Source organism: Pontibacter ramchanderi, from assembly GCF_002846395.1.
GTDB lineage: Bacteria > Bacteroidota > Bacteroidia > Cytophagales > Hymenobacteraceae > Pontibacter > Pontibacter ramchanderi.
On the sequence record NZ_PJMU01000001.1, the window covers coordinates 165,075 to 182,228 of the forward strand.

Consider the following 17,154-nt stretch of genomic DNA (forward strand, 5'->3'; position numbering starts at 1 on the left):
ATCAATATGCAAAACCCAACTCTAAGCATCTACATTCTATTTCAATCACTCATTCGCTCAATCACTCAATCACTAACTCACTAACTCACCAAATCAAAAATCACCTGTCTATATCTGCCAGCACATAATCCATCGCCCCGAGTATCGAGAGCAAGTCCGCTACGGTATAGCCACGGCTGATGTAGGGGAGCATTTGCATGTGGGGGAACGAGGGAGTGCGAATCCGTACCCGGTAAGGGGATGTGTTCCCGTCACTGGTCAAATAGTAGCCGTTGGCTCCTTTTGTCGCTTCGATGCAGCTCATGGCTTCGCCTGGCGGTATCACGGGCCCCCAGGTCACACCCAGAAAGTGCGTGATCAGGGTCTCGATATCGTGCATGGTGTTTTGCTTGACGGGTGGCGTGGTGATGGGATGGTCTGACTTATAAGGACCGGCCGGCATGTTCTTCACACACTGCTCGATGATGCGCAGACTCTGACGCATCTCAGCTACCCGCACCACGGCCCGGTCGTAGCAGTCGCCGTTGGTGGCTGTGGGCACCTCGAAGTCGAATAGTTCGTAGCCCGAGTAGGGACGCATTTTACGGAAGTCCCACTCAAAGCCGCAGGCACGCAGGTTGGCGCCTGTTACGCCCCATTCAATGGCTTCTTCTTTGGTAAAGATGCCGATACCGACCGTGCGGGCTTTGAAGATGCTGTTCTTCATCACCATCGCGTCGTACTCCTTCAGGCGTTTCGGGAAATAGTCGATGAAGCGCTGCACCAGTTGCTCCCAACCTTTGGGCAGGTCCTGTGCCACACCACCGATGCGGAACCAGTTCGGGTGCATGCGTCCGCCGCAAATGCCCTCGATGATGTCGAAGATCTTCTCGCGATCAGAGAACATATAAAACACCGGCGAGAGCTGCCCCACGTCCTGCGCAAAAGTGCCGTACCAAACGAGGTGACTGGCGATACGGAAAAGCTCGCACAACATGACGCGGATATACTTCACCCGTTCCGGCACTTCTATACCTGCGAGTTTCTCGACAGCCTGCAGGTAAGCCAGGTTATTCATCACGCCGCCGAGGTAATCCACGCGGTCGGTATAAGGGATGTAGGTATGCCAGGACTGGCGCTCACCCATTTTCTCGGCACCACGGTGGTGAAAGCCGATATCAGGTATAGCGTCCACAATGTCTTCGCCATCCAACTGCAGAATAATGCGCAGTACACCGTGTGTGCCTGGGTGCTGCGGACCAATGTTGAGGAACATGAAATCGCTGTCGTCGCTTTGCCGCTGCAGCCCCCATTCTTCGGGTTTGAACTGCAAGGCCGATTGCTCCAGGTCTATCTTGTCGTCGTAAAGCTGGAAAGGCCCCATTTCAGTAGCGCGGGCCGGGTGCTCTTTGCGGAGCGGGTGGCCCACCCAGGTGCGGGGCATGAGGATGCGGGAAAGATGCGGATGGCCCTCGAAGCGAATGCCGAACATATCGTATACCTCGCGCTCGTACCAGTTGGCATTTTGCCAGAGTCCGCTAATGCTCGGGGCTTTCGGGAAGTCCTCGCGGAGGCCGGCCTTCAGTCGGATAAAGGTGTTGCGCTCAAACGAAAATAGGTGGTAGATGAGCGTGAAGCTGTATGGGATATGGCCGTTCTCAGGTTTGCGGGTGCGTTCGTCTATGGCCGTCAGGTCGAAGAGGAGGGGGAAGGGCTGAGGCAGGTCGTGCTTCAGAAATTTTAGCACTTCCGGCACGTGGTCCACAGGGAGCCAGAGGGTGATGATGTCATCCTTGGTGGTCTGCGTTTTGAACGTGTCTTCGCCGTACCGCGACTTGAGTTGCTCCAGTATGCCGCTGTTGTTGTTCATGGGAGGAGGCCGTTAATATTTGATGTATGCTAACTCATGTACTCTCTTTCTTTTTATGCTAAGTTTATACTTATACCTATGTCTGTTTCTTGCTAGCGTAGCAACTGCTCTGTGCTTTTGATAACCTACGTTGCTTTGTAGCTTGCCCTGGCCGGGCGGGCCTTACTTTTTTCCTTGATGAAAAAAGTAAGCAAAAAAATCAAGACGATTTTGAACTCGCTGACCGCTCAAACAAAAAATCGTCGTTCGTGCACCTGGCACCTATATCTATTTCATAGCATCAGTGCAAGTTACCTAGCAATGCGTGACAGTGGTCTGTGTGGTCTTGGCTACGAAGTTTATACTTTTGAAATAGCCAACCACAGATTCCCCGCCTTAAATAAGGAGGGGTTAGAGGCGGTTGGACCCGGTATCTTCGAGAATCCTGTTAATCCATAAATCCTGAAAATCCTTGGGGTAGGGGCCCTATATGAAGATTCAGACAGCCAACTCCCAAACTCCCCAACTCCTAAACTTCTATATTTCATCCGGCGACCGGAATTCATTCATCTGACTCCAGCGTTCTTTTTTGCCTGCTTTTACCTCGATTTTCTCTGGCCTGATCACCCCCTGCTCACCAATAGTCCAGCTTAAGGGGCGGCGTTCTTTTCCAACCCTGTCGGCTAGCAGCAGCAAACCTTCCATGAAAGCATCGGGGCGGGGCGGGCAGCCGGGAACGTAAACATCCACTGGCAGAAACTTATCGACACCTTGCACCACGCTGTAGATGTCGTACATGCCGCCGGAGTTGGCACATGAGCCCATGGAGATCACCCACTTAGGTTCCATCATCTGTTCGTGCAGTCGCTTGATGATCGGGGCCATTTTGATGAAGACAGTGCCGGCGATGATCATTACGTCGGCTTCGCGCGGCGTGCCCCGTATAACTTCTGCACCGAAGCGGGCGACGTCATATTTTGGGGTCATGCTGGTGGCCATCTCTACAAAGCAGCAGCTCAGGCCGAAGTGGAATGGCCACATCGAGTTTTTGCGACCCCAGCCAATCAGGTCCTGCAGCGTAGTGAGCATGATGCTCTGTTGCACGGTTTCTTCGTAGGAGCTGGTGCCTGTCACGGCATTGGCTGGCTCATCGGGTTTGCTTAACCACCATTTCATATCGTAGGGTGTTACGTTACACTATTCATGCAAAGGCTTTCTTCAGAAGTCCTTTGTCTTTTGTCAAAGCGTCCTTTGTCCGATACTTCAGTTCAGGCTTGGCTTGTGCAGCATCCGCTTGTAGGCGGCCAGTATCTTCTTGCCGTCCGGACCAAAGTCAAGGGCACCATTGCGCCACTCGTATACCAACACCACGACCAACATCCCAATAAAGACGAGCACGCCGAAATAGCCATACCAGCCCAACTCAGGGAAAGCGATGGCCCAGGAAAAAATGAAGATGGTCTCCACGTCAAAAATGACAAACATCATAGCGACCATGTAGAATTGGGAGGAGAAACGGATACGGGCGCCGCCGGCACTGACGATGCCCCCTTCGTAGGGTTCGCCGGTCGCACGTGCATAGCCGCGCTGACCTAGTACATACGACAAGCCCAGTATCAGCAATACCAGGCTGAGCACAATGGCACCATACACTACCAGAGGCCACAGGATTGTGGTTGTTTCGGCTGTTTCCTGCATGTTTTCTCCTAATAAATGATATCCGGGCTACTATTCGTGGTGCCCGGTTATATAGTGTTCGAGGTCCTCAATAATGCATTTCTGCTCGTCGATCATGCACTTCACAATGTCGCCAATCGATACCAGTCCCACGAGTTGCTGCTTATCCATCACAGGTAGATGGCGGATGTACTTTTCCGTCATCAGGGCCATACACTGGTCGATGGTTGTATCGGGCGTTACTACCACGGGGTGCTCACTCATGATCTCCCGCACCAAGGTATCGCGCGAAGCTTTGCCTTTTAAAATGACTTTCCGTGCATAGTCTCGTTCAGTAAACATACCTGCGAATCTGCCCTCATCCATGACAATGAGAGCCCCTACGTTCTGCGCCACCATCGTTTCTAGTGCACTGTAAACCGTGCTGTTGGGTGAGATAGAAATGACTCTGTTCCCTTTTTTTTGGAGTATGTGCCTGACAGTTCCCATAAAACCTCCTGTGTTCTTGTAATATATAGTTGAATGTTAGGGTGTTATACGAGTATGTATAATTTAAGGCAAAGAATTATTTAAAATTTACTTAAAAATATTATAAAACAATTCGATTTGTACAAATGGGCACTTTACTTGAACCAATGTTATGACTTGTACCGGATCAAGACTATAATTTGTGGTGCTAGTATATAAACAAGAATGCATTGCATCTAAAGGCAAACCAAGTGAAAGGGCTAACGTTATGATAGGTAACTAATTAAGGGTAATTTTCTTCTAGTAGTTAGTCCTTCCAATTATTCAGCCAGCATGGAACCGTTCATCAAGCACTTCAAAGATATTAGCTACAAAGACCTGAGCATGGTAGGAGGAAAGAATGCCTCCCTGGGCGAAATGTATAACCAACTTAACCCTGAAGGTATACTGGTTCCCGATGGTTATGCGACCACCTCAGCAGCTTACTGGCACTTTCTGGAGCAAAACAAGTTGACCGAACGCTTATCAGAGTTACTGAACAGCTTGGATACCGACAATTTCCATAACCTCGCTGCGGTAGGTGAGCAGGCCCGAAAACTTATACTGAATGCCCGCTTACCAGACGACATCCGACAGGCAATTGCGGAAGGCTATACCTATTTGACATCGGAGTACGGGCAAAATATCTCCCTGGCTGTAAGAAGCAGTGCCACCGCCGAAGACCTGCCCACAGCCAGTTTCGCTGGTCAATTGGAAACCTACCTGAACGTACGCGGGCTGCAGAATCTTTATAAAGCATGTCACCATAGCTATGCCTCACTCTTTACGGACCGGGCCATCAAATATCGCGTCGACAACCGGTTTGAACACATGCAGGTGGCGCTGTCGGTAGGTATACAAACCATGGTACGGTCCGACGAAGCCTGCTCCGGCGTCATGTTCACGCTCGATCCGGACACTGGTTTTAAGAATGCCATTGTTGTTTCCGGTTCATGGGGTTTGGGGGAGAATGTGGTGCAGGGTGCTGTGAACACCGATGAGTTCATGGTGTTCAAACCGATGCTGGATAAAGCAAAACAGCCCATTATTTCGCGCAAACTCGGTAGCAAAGCAAAGACCATGGTGTATGCCGATACGACCGGTGATGAGCTGCTTAGTCCGGCAGATGCCATCGCGAACCTGGACACCCCAGCTGAGCTTCAGGAACAATTCGTGCTGCAGGATAAGGAGGTTGTGCAGTTGGCCAAATGGGGCAAGCGCATAGAGGAGCATTACCAACAACCCATGGACATTGAGTGGGCGAAAGATGGCATTTCGGGTGATCTGTTCATCGTGCAGGCCCGCCCCGAAACAGTGCAGAGTCAGCGTAAAAACGAGTCTTTTTTTACGGAGTACACCTTGAAGGAGAAAGGAAACGTGCTGTGCGCAGGTATAGGCCTGAGCAATCGCATTGTGTCAGGTATAGCGCGTGTGCTGCATAGCCCAGCCGAGAGCGACAAACTGCAGCAAGGCGAGGTGCTCGTGACGCGCAAAACCGACCCTGATTGGGACCCGATCCTGAAAAAAGCCAGCGCCATTGTAACCGATCAGGGCGGGCGCACCAGCCATGCGGCCATTGTGGCGCGGGAGGTGGGCGCGGTAGCGGTACTGGGCACTGGCAATGCCACCCAAGTCATTCAGGATGGGCAGGAAGTAACCGTATCCACGGCAGGAGGGGAGACAGGCTATGTTTACGAAGGCAAGTTGGCGTGGAAAGAGAAAAGAACCGACATGGGCAAACTCGGGAAAACCAGTACCAAAGCCATGCTGATCCTCGGTGATCCGGAGCAGGCTTTTAAATATTCTTTTTTGCCAAACGATGGCGTAGGCCTGATGCGCATGGAGTTCATCATCAACAACTCCATTCAGATCCACCCCATGGCGCTCAAGCATTTTGATAAGGTGGAGGACGAAGGGGCACGTAAACGGATTGAGCAACTCACGCACCACTACCCCAATAAAGAAGATTATTTTGTCGACAAGCTCGCCGAAGCCACCGGGACCATAGCGGCTGCCTTCTATCCGAAGGATGTGATCGTGCGGATGAGCGATTTTAAGTCGAACGAGTACGCCAACTTAGTCGGAGGCCGGCAGTTCGAGCCTGAGGAGGCTAACCCGATGATCGGGCTGCGGGGGGCATCGCGCTACTATCACAAGCTGTACCAGGAAGGCTTTGAGCTAGAATGCCGGGCGATGAGAAAAGTGCGCGAAGAGATGGGGCTCACCAACGTCAAACTGATGATCCCTTTTTGCCGCACTGTGGCGGAAGGCGAAAAGGTAATCAAACTGTTGGCAGACCACGGCCTGAAGCGCGGTGAAAACGGCCTGGAGGTATACGTGATGGTAGAAATACCCAGCAATGCCTTGTTGGCCGAAGAATTTGCCCGGCACTTCGATGGCTTCTCGATCGGCTCCAACGATCTCACGCAGCTCACCCTGGGCGCCGACCGCGACTCCGGTTTGCTCAGCGATATCTTCTCGCCCTTTGACAAGGCCGTGCAGCAACTCATTGTGATGACCTTGCAGAAAGCGAAGCGAACCGGTACCAAAGTCGGGCTGTGCGGGCAGGCTCCCAGCGACTACCCCGATTTTGCCGCTTTTTTGGTAGAGCAGGGCATCGATAGCATTTCCTTTAACCCGGATGCTTTTTTCAAAGGGCTGGAGAACATGCTGGCTGCAGAAAGCAAAAGCACTGGTCAATCTCCGGGACTAAAATAGACGCTAGAACTGAGCAGCCAGGATTCGAAGCTTAAAGGCGAACCGAACCGTTGCAGAGATTTTCAACTTCCTTCAGTACACGCCGGGTGCGGTCTTCGCGCAGGCCGATGCTTTGCAAGAGCTGCTCCCTGTGCAACAGCTCACTGCAAAGCACTAATTTGTGATCCAGTAACCGCTGTTTTTCTGCATTGGTAAGGGTAGTCAGGCAGGTGAGGGGGTATAGGTGATAGGAGTCCACCATATCTTTAAGGCTACCTTTGTTCGGGTAGTCCCAGCCAACCAGTTTCATCTGCATGCAGGATGCGTAACGGATGGCATCGTCGGTAAAGCGGGTGTTGGTCATGACCCATACCTCGTGGAAGCGCACTTCAAACTCGTTTTCAGATGGCCATACCTTCTCCACGTCTTTAAAACGGGAGTGAATATACATCGGCACCTTGACATCGGATTTGTTGCGGTGCAGGTTGTGGTACTTGCATTCGATCATGATCCGTCTGCTGTCTTTCACGGCCAGCACATCAATCTCGTGCCGAACACAATGGCCGTCTACAAACACACCGATGTCCGTCATGTAGCCTTGCGCGCGCAGCAGTTCCGAAACGAATTTCTCGAAAGGAAAACCCGAGGGCCCCAATTGCATGATGCCTTGCTTCAGGCTGTAGCGGGCAGCGGCTGTGTTGGAAATGCGCTTTAAAATGCCAAAAGCCCTGCGGTAGATCTTTTTTGTAGAGATGCCCGAAGTGAGCTCGGGCAGCAGCTGGCGAATAACTTCATCCGTCTGTTGTTCATCGGCGCCAGATTTCCGAAGCGATTGCCGCAGTTTGCCGATCGAGAAAAGTACTTTTTCGCCAGAAGCTTTTGTCACGACCAGTTGGTCCAGTGTTTTCTCCATGTTGGGATGCCGGTTTAAGGCTTCAATTTCAGGAAAGGCAGGCAAATATACAACTTATACCTGCCTTACCTGTCTAGCTAATCGTTGGAGATGCGCGACCAGATTTCGTAGATTTTATTGCCGGTGCTACTTTGCCCGCTGTGGTGCCAGTTGCCGTCTTTCACCTCGTAATTGAATGAGAGCGATTGGCCAACCCGGCTGTTGTCGCGTGAAAAGAATTCGATATTCTCCGTGTATTTGCCGTTTTCGGCAGTATAAGTCCCACCACCAGTGCCCGAGAACTCAGCGGTTTCGGTGTTGAACGCGATCCATTGGAAGCGGGTGCCGGAGAGCACTTTCAGCGTTTTTCGAGGACCGGGGCGCATGGTGCTCATCTGTCCGTCGCGCTCGCGGCCCGTGATGCGCCAGGTACTCGCCAGTGGTGATGTGCTGTTGCTTTCGTTGATGCGGTTCCAGGTGTCAGTTACGCCATCCCTTTCCATTGTCCACTGGTCCTGCTGCACGTTGAAGTTTGCTGTTGTGCTGGTACCCACCTGTGTGGAGTCGAGGGTGTTAAACTCATATTTGATTTCAAACTTGCCGTTGGACACGGTATAGGTGCCTCCGGTTGTGCCCAGGAACTGCTTGTTCGCCTTGTTGAAGCGTGCAATGGTAAAGAAGCCATCCTGCACCAGCATCACCACTTCATTGCCCTGTGCGTCGGTTGTTCGCCAGGCACCTTCCAGTTCGGCGGTTTGCTGTACAGCGCTGGTGTTTTGGGTTGAAGTACTCGCCGTTGCAGATGCTGTGGTGTTGGGAGTGGACGCCTGTGAAACGGCGCTTTGGCCGGGTGACACAATTTGGTCAGCTGAGGCAGTTGACGTAGCGTCGGACCCGGCGCAGCCCATCAGCAGGAGAAGCCCAAAGCTGGCGGTGGATGTGTTTTTCAGTAGTTTTATCATGGTTGCTTTGTGTTAGATACAACAAAAAAGAGCCGCGCTATACAGGTATAGCGCGGCTCTTAGAATGTGGTTACTTTATTTTGACTGGCAGCTCCAGGTTTTCCCAGCGCATCAGGATGCCATTTCGAACGACATAGTAGGTAAGCTGTTCGTGCATTTTGTTGCTCTTGCGCGGCTTAACCGTGACACGCAAGGCGTCCTGCCGTTCGTCGTACTCGGTGCCCCACTGTCCGGTGGCTTTGTTGAATATAACGATCCAGTTTGTCTCGCCAGGTATAGTATACAGGCTATACTTGCCTTTCGCCAGATGACGGCCCTCGATCAACACATCCTGGCTGAATTCGATGGTCGTCGCCTCGTTGGCGCCGGCACGCCACACTCTGCCAAAGGGTACCAGTTCTCCCCAGATCTTACGGTTCTTCACGGCTGGGCTACTGTAGTCGATCGTAACAAGGGTTTCACCTATTTTACCGGAGGCGGTGGCAGGAGGGCTCGGGCGATTGCTTCTGTTACCGTTCTGCGCCAACATCAGCAAGGGAGACAGCACCAGAATAGTTAGAAAAAGATGACGTAAATAAAAAGAAGTTTTCATAAAGCAAGAAAGAAAAACCTGAATGGTTAGGCTAAGATAGTCAAAATTATAGACTGCTTTGCAAAAAAATGGTTTAAAGCAGTCCCTGGTTTAGACGAACAATGCAGCCATAAATTAACTGAACGAAAAGGGATCGGGCTTCTGTTTTAGCTATACCTTCATAATCTGTATTCCATTTTCATGAAATATTTTCTCGAAGCAAAATACGTCGCCCTTGTTCCGCTCTGGTTACTGCTTGCTTGCGTTATACCGGGTAAAACAGGTATAGCCGCAACCCCTGCGGTTGCCAACACAACGCCCATCGTGCTGCGCAACGAAAAACTGCCTTTCACGCCCCGCGAGTTTTACATAGCCGATGTGATCGATGAACGAACGGATAAAAAAGCTGTAGCCTACCTGCTGCCGTTAACCGGAGTGGCCAAAGCGCAGCCTGTCGATCTGCAGGGCGGGGGCTACCAGGCTTTGCGCGTTTTCATCGACAAAGGAATACCCGCCAACAAGTTGCTGCGGCCTGTAGTAATCCGCCTGAAAGAAATGCAGGTGAGAGAAGCCCCTGCTGCGGCTGGCCGTGTGGCAGGTAGCATTGCCATAGAAATGGCTTTTGAAACGCAACAGGATGGCGAGACAGTACAGCTGCTGCAGTACAAGGGGGGGGGACGCTACGAACGCCCGATTGGCCGAAACGAGGTAACGGAGCCTGCGCTGCGGCAGTCTATCACGGAGGCTTTGCGCTACCTGAACACCTGGATGGACCGCGAAGCGAGTACTAACCCGAAATTGGCCAAAGGTATAAACGTGACTTTTACCGACTACAATTCATCTTCCGACCAGGATACCGTGTTTTACAACCCAGGCAGACCGCTGAACTGGAACGACTTCAAGGCAGACATCAACCGTACAAGCCGCTTTTCAGCGACTGTATTTCCAAGTTTTGCCTACGAGGGTGAGACGGAGGTGAAAGACGGCATCATCCACCTTCACCTGAATATGAAGGTATACGTGCTGAAGAGCTCATCCTGGGTGAAGGATAACGCTAAAGATTCTTATGGTCTCAACCATGAGCAAAGGCATTTTGATATCGTGAAACTGGTTTCAGAGCGTTTTAAGCAGAAGATAAAGCCTGATGAGCTATCGCTGACAGATTATAACAGCAATGTACAGTATCACTTCATTGAGTCGTTCCGTGAGATGAACCGACTGCAGGAGCAGTACGACTCCGAAACCCGCCACGGCCTCGACAAAGCCGCCCAGGAACGCTGGAACCAAACCTTGGATGCGCAACTTAAGGCCATTGGAGCCAAGTGAGGTTTTGAAGTTAGAAAGTTAAAAAGGTAGAAAGTGTAAAAGATGTTTCACTTGCTGCACTAACCCTTTCCATAGATAGAAGAAAGGGTATGACCAGACATATTGCCTGGCCATACCCTTTTTTTTTGTTTTGTGGTTTGCTCATCAGGAGGAATCTATAAGCTTGGTCCACTACAGGTTCAAAATCATGAACTCTGAAACTTTCTACTTTTTTAACTTACAACCTCTCTAACTCAATTAACTTTTCTTCTCCTGCACATAGAAGTTCGGGTCGATGGTCAGTTTGGTACCGGCTTTTACTTTTTTGATTTCTTTCCAGTCCGTGGTAGGCTCCAGCCATTGTTCTTCTCCGTTTAAGTATACCTTTACCGGCATATCAAAACCATCAACCGCATTGGCCCAGCGGTACGTTAGTTTTTTCTTTTCCAGCCGGTACTCCAGCGTAGGAATGCGGGTGTCGCGCAGGTATTGGTCAAAGAAGCGGCTGAGGTCGCGGCCTGTATTTTGGGAGAGGTAGTTTTCGATCTGCTCTGTGGTGACGGTCTGGTGGTAAAAATCCTTGTTGAGACCTCGCAGGATGCCGCGCCACTTTTCGTCGTCGTTCACCACCTGGCGCAGGGTGTGGAGCATATTGGCGCCTTTCGGATACATATCGCCTGAGCCGCTTTTGTTTACGTTGTAGTGACCAATGATCGGTCGGTCGTTGCGGATGTTCTGGCGTATACCGATCACGTATTCGCTGCCGGCCTGCTTGCCGTAGTGGTACTCCACAAACAGGGGCTCTGAGTAGGTCGTGAAGCTTTCGTGGATCCACATGTCCGCCACATCCTTGTAGGTGATGTTGTTGGCAAACCACTCGTGACCGGTTTCGTGGATGATGATGTAGTCGAACTTCAAGCCCCAGCCGGATCCACTCAGGTCGCGACCTCTGTAGCCGTTTTGATAGCCGTTGCCATAGGTCACGGAACTCTGGTGCTCCATACCCAGGTAAGGCACCTCTACGAGCTTGTAGCTGTCTTCATAAAAAGGATAGGGGCCAAACCAGTGCTCGAAGGCATCCAGCGTACGGCGCACATCCTTGAACTGCACTTTCGCCTTTTCCAGGTTGTCGCGCAGCACCCAATAGTCGCAGTCCAGCACACCCTTCTCGCCCTGGTACTTCTCCCCGAAATGCACATAGTCGCCTATGTTGATGTTCACGCCATAGTTGTTGATCGGGTTAGTCACTGCCCAATGGAAAGTGCGGGTACCGTCCGAGTTTTCATTTACGCCACGCAAGCGGCCGTTCGACACGTCCGTCAGGTTTTTGGGAACCGTCACGCTCATCAGCATGCTGTCCGGTTCGTCGTACATGTGGTCTTTGCAAGGCCACCACAAACTGGCACCGGCTCCCTGGTTCGAGCTCGCCACAAAAGGGTTGCCCCGCTCGTCACGTTTCCAGGTGATACCGCCGCTCCAGGGTGGGTTTTTACTCACCTGCGGCTTGCCACCATAGTATACCTCTACCTCATTCTGATCGCCTGTTTGCTGCGCGCCTACCAGTTGCACGAAGTAAGCATTGCCCTCCTGTCGCACGTTTAACTGCTGACCATTTTGCGTTACCTTTTCCATACGCATAGGGGGCTGCAGGTCGATCTGCATGATCTGGTAAGGCTCCAGCACCTTGTAGCGGATGGTGTTTTTGCCGTGGATGCTGCTGTCAGCCGGGTTCACGCTGATGTCGAGGTGGTAGTGCGTGAGGTCCCACCAGGCACGCTCGGGGGTAATGGTGCCGCGCAGGGTATCTTGCCGGGTGAAGGTGGGCGTCTGCGCCTGTGCTGATTCCAAACCAAGTGTTAGCAGTGCCATCGCAGCCGGAAGCGCGACCTTTAGCGGTAGGGCAGGTAAGTTCATAGTTTTATTTTTTAACTGATCAGGAAAGATAGCTAATTTTTGCCATTAGGCGGACTATTTCAGCAGCTGATAGCTGGCCTGGTGGTAGCGGTCCGGTGAAAATGCGTCGATCAGCACACTTTCTTTGCGGTGCAGCAACTGTTCCGCGAGCAGCTTGCCGGTGGCGGGCGCCAGGCTTACGCCCATCATACTATGGCCGGTGCCGAAGAGCACATTGTTCCAGCGCCGGGTATAGCCAATGTAGGGCAGTCCATCCGGAGAGCAGGGGCGCAGTCCACTCCAAACGTCCTCTTTTTGAGGCATGTTGCATCTGAAGTTGGTGTAATAACGGCCTATGGAAGCGTGGATTCCCTGTACCCGTTTCATGTTGATGTGCCGGTTAGCAGGCGTAATTTCCATCGTGCCGCCAAAGCGCACCTTGTCCCCATAAGGCGTCACGGCAACACGCTCTTCTGTGAGGATAGTAGGTCGCTGAATAGTCGGATCATTGTCTACCACAAAGCTGTACCCTTTACCACCCAGCATGGGCAGATTGAGCTGCAGCTTGCGAGCCACTTCACCAGACCAGGACCCGGCGCATACGATGAGATGATCTGTGGCAACATCGCCTTTGTCGGTCACAACTGCCGTGATGCTTCTTCCGGCCGAAATAAAATCAAGCACTTCCAGGTGGGATACCATGGATACTCCTTTGTCGAGCAGAAGCCGGTGCAGACAGGCAGATAGCGCTGCCGGGTTCAGGTGCGCATCTCCCGGGAAGAACACAGCCCCCAGCACATCCAGGTCCAGGTTTGGCTCCAGCCGCTGCACGTCCTGCGGTGACAAAATCTCTGCCTCTAAACCCTGCTGCCGTGCCAGCAGGGCAAACTGTTTTTCTTCGTGCGCTCCTTCAGGGGTTTTGTAGAGCATCAGCAGTCCGTCTTGCTTCAGCTCAGTCTCCGGGTGATCAGCCGCAAAATCCAGGTATAGGCTTTTACTAAGCAGACTCAGGTTTTTGAGGTAGGGGATGCTGTGAGCTACATGTTGCGGGGTAGCAGCTCTGTAGAAATGCATGCACCATTGCAGCAGCCTCCTGTCCAGCCGCGGGTGGATGTAGAAAGGGCTAGTGGACGAGAGCATCCAGCGCAGCCCTTTGCTGATGATGCCGGGTGAGGCCAACGGGATAATGTGACTCGGGACGAGCATACCGGCATTGCCAATGCTGCAGTTGTCGCGCAGGTCACCTTTGTCGATGATGGTGACACTGAAACCTGCTTCGGTCAGATACCAGGCGGTGAACATCCCGATGATGCCGCCGCCAACAATAACTACTTTGCTCATATCAGATCACCTGAAAACCGTGTACATAAGGATCCTCATCATCCAGAAAAATAGTGTTCAGCCCGGTGACCATGGCCCAGCCTTCTATACCTGGCAGTATGGCCGGCTTGCCAGCTATGGTAGTCTCACCTTCGATAATGCCCCTGAAAACGGAGCCGATGTAGCTCTCGTGAATGAATTCTTGCCCCGGCTTTAAGAGTCCCTTGGCATACCATTGCGCCATGCGGGCCGAGGTGCCGGTGCCACACGGGGAGCGGTCAATGGCTTTGTCGCCGTAAAAAACCGCGTTGCGGGCCGTGGAAGTAGCCGCAAGGGGCAGGCCTGCCCAAAGGATGTGGGAGAGACCTTTGATCGTGGGATCTTCCGGGTGCACAAAGGTATAGCGTTCGTTCATGCGTTTGCGTATTTCGCGGCTCCAGGCAATCAGTTTGTCAGCTGTGAAATGCTGTATACCTGCGAAGTTCTCCTGCGGATCGATGATGCCATAGAAGTTGCCGCCGTAGGCCACGTCGAGCGTGATGTTGCCCAGCTCCTGGCACTCCACTGTCAGGTTCTCCGCTTCCAGGTATGAGGCCACGTTTGTTAGCTTCACGGTCTTCACTTTTTTGCCTTCCTGGGTATAACGCACCTTCACCAGTCCGGCTGGTGTTTCGAGCCGCAGCTGTCCGGGCACTTTTGGTGTGATGAGGCCTTCTTCCAGCGCAATGGTGACGGTACCGATGGTGCCGTGCCCGCACATGGGCAGGCAGCCACTGGTTTCGATGTAGAGCACGCCGATGTCGTTTTCAGGGGCATGCGGTGGGTAGAGGATGCTGCCCGACATCATGTCGTGGCCGCGGGGCTCGAACATCAACCCGCGCCTGATCCAGTCGTACTCGCGCAGAAAGTGCTGGCGCTTTTCGCTCATGTTGCTGCCCTGCAAAATAGGTCCGCCGCCGGCTACCAGCCGCACCGGATTGCCGCAGGTATGAGCGTCGATGCAAAAGAAAGTTTTTCGTGCCATGGCTCAGATGCTGTCCTGCGTAAATTTCCCATTGATAGTGCGCCATACCTTGTGCGGATTGCCATCCTTCAACTCAACCGGCAGCAGTGCCTGTGGTGCCGATTGAAAGGTAACCGGCCTTGCAAAACGCTTGATCGCATAGGTGCCAACGGATGTTGAGCGGCTGTCGGTAGTAGCCGGAAAGGGGCCGCCGTGCGTCATGGCATGGGAAACTTCCACACCGGTTGGAACACCCGAGAAGAGCAGTCGACCGCATTTCTCACGCAACTGGTCCACGAGATGTTCTGCCTCTTTAAGTTCCTTGTCTGTACCCCAGACCGTGCAGGTCAGCTGCCCCTGCAGTTTGCCGGCCACCTGCTCCAGTTCCTCCTGGGTTTCATAGGTCACGACCATGGCATAAGGTCCGAATACCTCCTCCTGCAAGGTCGGGTGCTGCAGCCATTGCTGCGCCGTCGTTTTGGCCAGGGCCGCACCGCCTGTCAGCACATCTTCGGCCGGAGCCAGGATCATTTCCACCCCCTCGTGCGTGTGCAGGCCTATTAAGTTCTGGTAGTAATTGCTGCAGATGGTCTCGTGGAGCATCTTTTCGGCCGGAGCATCCCGGAGTTTTTCTGCGAATGTCTCCAAAAATGTATGGCTTGCCTCCGAGGCAGGGTAGAAGACCAGTCCGGGGCAGGTACAGAACTGCCCTACACCGAGCAACACCGACTGCGCCGCCTGTGTCGCCAGCTGTTCGCCATTGCCCGAAGCTTTTTCCGGAAGCACAAAGATCGGGTTCACGCTGCCCATCTCGGCAAAGACAGGTATAGGCACCGGACGCTGACAAGCCAGGTCGAAGATGGCCTTACCCCCTTTAAAGGAGCCGGTAAAAGCAACGGCCTTCGTCTGCGGGTGCTGCACCAGTTGCTGTCCCACATCCGCTCCGCCGCTCACATGCTGGAAAATGCCTTCGGGTAGTTCGCAGCGCTGCAGGGCTTTCTGGATGGCTCCGTGTACCTGCTGCGATGTTTTCGGGTGGGCGGGATGCTCTTTATAGATGACTGTACAACCGGCAGCCAGGGCAGAGGCCGTATCGCCGCCGGCGGTGGAGAAAGCCAGCGGAAAATTGCTCGCCCCAAACACCACCACCGGTCCCAGCGGAATAAGCATGCGGCGCAGGTCCGGGCGAGGTATAGGCGTGCGGTCAGGTAAAGCCGTGTCGATAGTCGCCTCCGGCCAGCTGCCTTCTTCTACCAAAGAAGCGAACAGCCGTAGCTGATTGACCGTGCGTCCCCGCTCTCCGATTAAGCGTGCAAGCGGCAGGTTTGACTCCTGGTGAGCGGTTTGCAGCAAGGCATCGCCCAGGTTTTCTATCTCTTCGGCGATGGTGCGCAGCAGTTCTGCTTTGGCGGGGGCAGGCAGCTTCTTATACCTGCTGAAGGCCATCTCGGCTTTCGTGAAAATCGCGTTATAGGACATGATGCAACTCTTCTAGGTTTGGCAATGTGGGACGGCTTCGTATACCAGCCTCGATAATGGCCAGCACACGCTCTCTTTCCTCGCCGATCAGTGGCAGTCGTGGAGCCCGTACGTGTTCTGTGCCCAGCCCCACCTGCTGCTCGGCCAGCTTGATGTACTGCACGAGTTTAGGGTGTATATCTAATTCCAGCAACGGCAAAAACCAGCGGTAGATCGCAAGCGCCTCTTCTGTTCTGCCAGCCTTTGCCAGTTTGTAGATCGCCACTGTCTCTTTCGGGAAGGCGCAGACCAAACCGGCCACCCAGCCATGCGCCCCCATCAGCAGACTCTCCAAAGCCAGGGTATCCACGCCGCAGAGTATCTTGATGCGGTTGCCGTAGCGGCTGATCATGCGGGTAATGTTGGAGATATCGCGGGTCGATTCCTTTACTGCCTGTATGTTGTCGTGCTGCAGCAGCTCGTCAAACATCTCCAGCGTCACGAGCGTCTTGTAATCAGTCGGGTTGTTGTAGATCATGATCGGAAGCGACGTGCTCTCGGCCACCGTTCTGAAGTAGGTCACAACTTCCCGGGCATCGGCGGCATAGCGCATGGGCGGGAGCAGCATCAGACCTTTCGCCCCGATCTCCTCGGCTTCGCGGGCCCGCTGTATGGCTTCTTTTGTAGCACCTTCCGCAATGTTCAGAATAACAGGTATTTTGCCAGCCACATGGGCAATGGTCCGTGCGGTCAGCTCCCGTTTCTCAGGTATGGTGAGCACGCTGGCCTCACCCAGGGTGCCTCCCAAAATGATGCCATCCACGCCCGCTTCCAGTTGGGCATCCACGTTGTGCAGAAATGTATCATAGTCAATGGACCCGTCCGCATAAAATTTGGTGGTGAGGGCCGGGTATACGCCGTTCCAGTTCATAAGCTTTTCCTTTTTTATCAAAACTAATTCTCTTAAAGCTCCTTTTCTTCTACAGAATTAGTCAATACTGATACTATATTGACCTGATACTGGAAATTACCAGCCGAAAT

At 52.9% G+C, this 17,154-nt stretch carries 15 protein-coding genes; 3 read left to right on the plus strand and 12 right to left on the minus strand.

Annotated elements, in window-relative coordinates; translation table 11 throughout:
- Window positions 1-100 precede the first annotated feature (100 nt).
- Window positions 101-1,849: an NADH-quinone oxidoreductase subunit C/D gene (nuoC, locus tag BD749_RS00705; RefSeq protein WP_101442468.1), complete on the minus strand. Its 1,749-nt coding sequence runs from the start codon at window positions 1,847-1,849 to the stop codon at window positions 101-103.
- Between the two features lie 177 nt (window positions 1,850-2,026).
- Here nuoC and BD749_RS19180 point away from each other — a divergent pair, with 177 nt between their 5' ends.
- Complete coding sequence (locus BD749_RS19180; RefSeq protein ID WP_143741205.1) at window positions 2,027-2,287, plus strand: hypothetical protein; 261 nt, start codon at window positions 2,027-2,029, stop codon at window positions 2,285-2,287.
- Between the two features lie 78 nt (window positions 2,288-2,365).
- On the opposite strand, the gene BD749_RS00710 is transcribed toward BD749_RS19180, so the two are convergent.
- The 3 genes from BD749_RS00710 to BD749_RS00720 all read right to left on the minus strand — a co-directional run bounded on the left by BD749_RS00710 (window position 2,366) and on the right by BD749_RS00720 (window position 3,994).
- Window positions 2,366-3,004: an NADH-quinone oxidoreductase subunit B gene (locus BD749_RS00710; protein ID WP_101442469.1), complete on the minus strand. Its 639-nt coding sequence runs from the start codon at window positions 3,002-3,004 to the stop codon at window positions 2,366-2,368.
- Window positions 3,005-3,091: 87 nt separating this feature from the next.
- Entirely contained in the window at window positions 3,092-3,526 is a 435-nt protein-coding gene (locus BD749_RS00715) for an NADH-quinone oxidoreductase subunit A (RefSeq protein ID WP_101442470.1), read from the minus strand.
- 30 nt (window positions 3,527-3,556) lie between these two features.
- Window positions 3,557-3,994 carry a CBS domain-containing protein gene (locus tag BD749_RS00720; protein WP_101442471.1) on the minus strand — a complete coding sequence of 146 codons (438 nt, stop codon included), beginning with the start codon at window positions 3,992-3,994 and terminating at the stop codon, window positions 3,557-3,559.
- Between the two features lie 312 nt (window positions 3,995-4,306).
- Here BD749_RS00720 and ppsA point away from each other — a divergent pair, with 312 nt between their 5' ends.
- Window positions 4,307-6,730 carry a phosphoenolpyruvate synthase gene (gene ppsA / locus BD749_RS00725; protein ID WP_101442472.1) on the plus strand — a complete coding sequence of 808 codons (2,424 nt, stop codon included), beginning with the start codon at window positions 4,307-4,309 and terminating at the stop codon, window positions 6,728-6,730.
- Window positions 6,731-6,761: 31 nt separating this feature from the next.
- On the opposite strand, the gene BD749_RS00730 is transcribed toward ppsA, so the two are convergent.
- The 3 genes from BD749_RS00730 to BD749_RS00740 form a co-directional block, all read right to left on the minus strand.
- Entirely contained in the window at window positions 6,762-7,622 is an 861-nt protein-coding gene (locus BD749_RS00730; protein ID WP_101442473.1) for a restriction endonuclease, read from the minus strand.
- 77 nt (window positions 7,623-7,699) lie between these two features.
- Window positions 7,700-8,563 (minus strand): membrane or secreted protein, encoded by an 864-nt coding sequence (locus tag BD749_RS00735; protein WP_101442474.1) that lies wholly within the window; start codon window positions 8,561-8,563, stop codon window positions 7,700-7,702.
- A gap of 70 nt (window positions 8,564-8,633) precedes the next feature.
- On the minus strand, window positions 8,634-9,155 hold the full coding sequence (locus BD749_RS00740; RefSeq protein WP_101442475.1) for a DUF2911 domain-containing protein: 522 nt from the start codon (window positions 9,153-9,155) through the stop codon (window positions 8,634-8,636).
- 180 nt (window positions 9,156-9,335) lie between these two features.
- Between BD749_RS00740 and BD749_RS00745 the strand changes: the two genes are divergently transcribed.
- On the plus strand, window positions 9,336-10,460 hold the full coding sequence (locus BD749_RS00745; RefSeq protein WP_101442476.1) for a hypothetical protein: 1,125 nt from the start codon (window positions 9,336-9,338) through the stop codon (window positions 10,458-10,460).
- Between the two features lie 237 nt (window positions 10,461-10,697).
- Here BD749_RS00745 and BD749_RS00750 read toward each other — a convergent pair whose 3' ends face one another.
- From BD749_RS00750 to BD749_RS00770, 5 genes are read right to left on the minus strand one after another with little or no spacing between them, the layout of a single operon-like run.
- Window positions 10,698-12,353: a M1 family metallopeptidase gene (locus BD749_RS00750; RefSeq protein WP_394341652.1), complete on the minus strand. Its 1,656-nt coding sequence runs from the start codon at window positions 12,351-12,353 to the stop codon at window positions 10,698-10,700.
- Between the two features lie 54 nt (window positions 12,354-12,407).
- A complete protein-coding gene (locus tag BD749_RS00755) occupies window positions 12,408-13,673 on the minus strand; it encodes an NAD(P)/FAD-dependent oxidoreductase (RefSeq protein WP_101442477.1) in 1,266 nt (421 codons plus the stop codon).
- A 1-nt stretch (window position 13,674) separates the two neighbouring features.
- Window positions 13,675-14,676 (minus strand): 4-hydroxyproline epimerase, encoded by a 1,002-nt coding sequence (locus BD749_RS00760; protein WP_101442478.1) that lies wholly within the window; start codon window positions 14,674-14,676, stop codon window positions 13,675-13,677.
- Between the two features lie 3 nt (window positions 14,677-14,679).
- Window positions 14,680-16,134 carry an aldehyde dehydrogenase (NADP(+)) gene (locus BD749_RS00765; RefSeq protein WP_101442479.1) on the minus strand — a complete coding sequence of 485 codons (1,455 nt, stop codon included), beginning with the start codon at window positions 16,132-16,134 and terminating at the stop codon, window positions 14,680-14,682.
- Complete coding sequence (locus BD749_RS00770) at window positions 16,124-17,044, minus strand: dihydrodipicolinate synthase family protein (protein WP_101442480.1); 921 nt, start codon at window positions 17,042-17,044, stop codon at window positions 16,124-16,126. Before BD749_RS00770 ends, BD749_RS00765 begins: the two co-directional genes overlap by 11 nt.
- Window positions 17,045-17,154 lie beyond the last annotated feature (110 nt).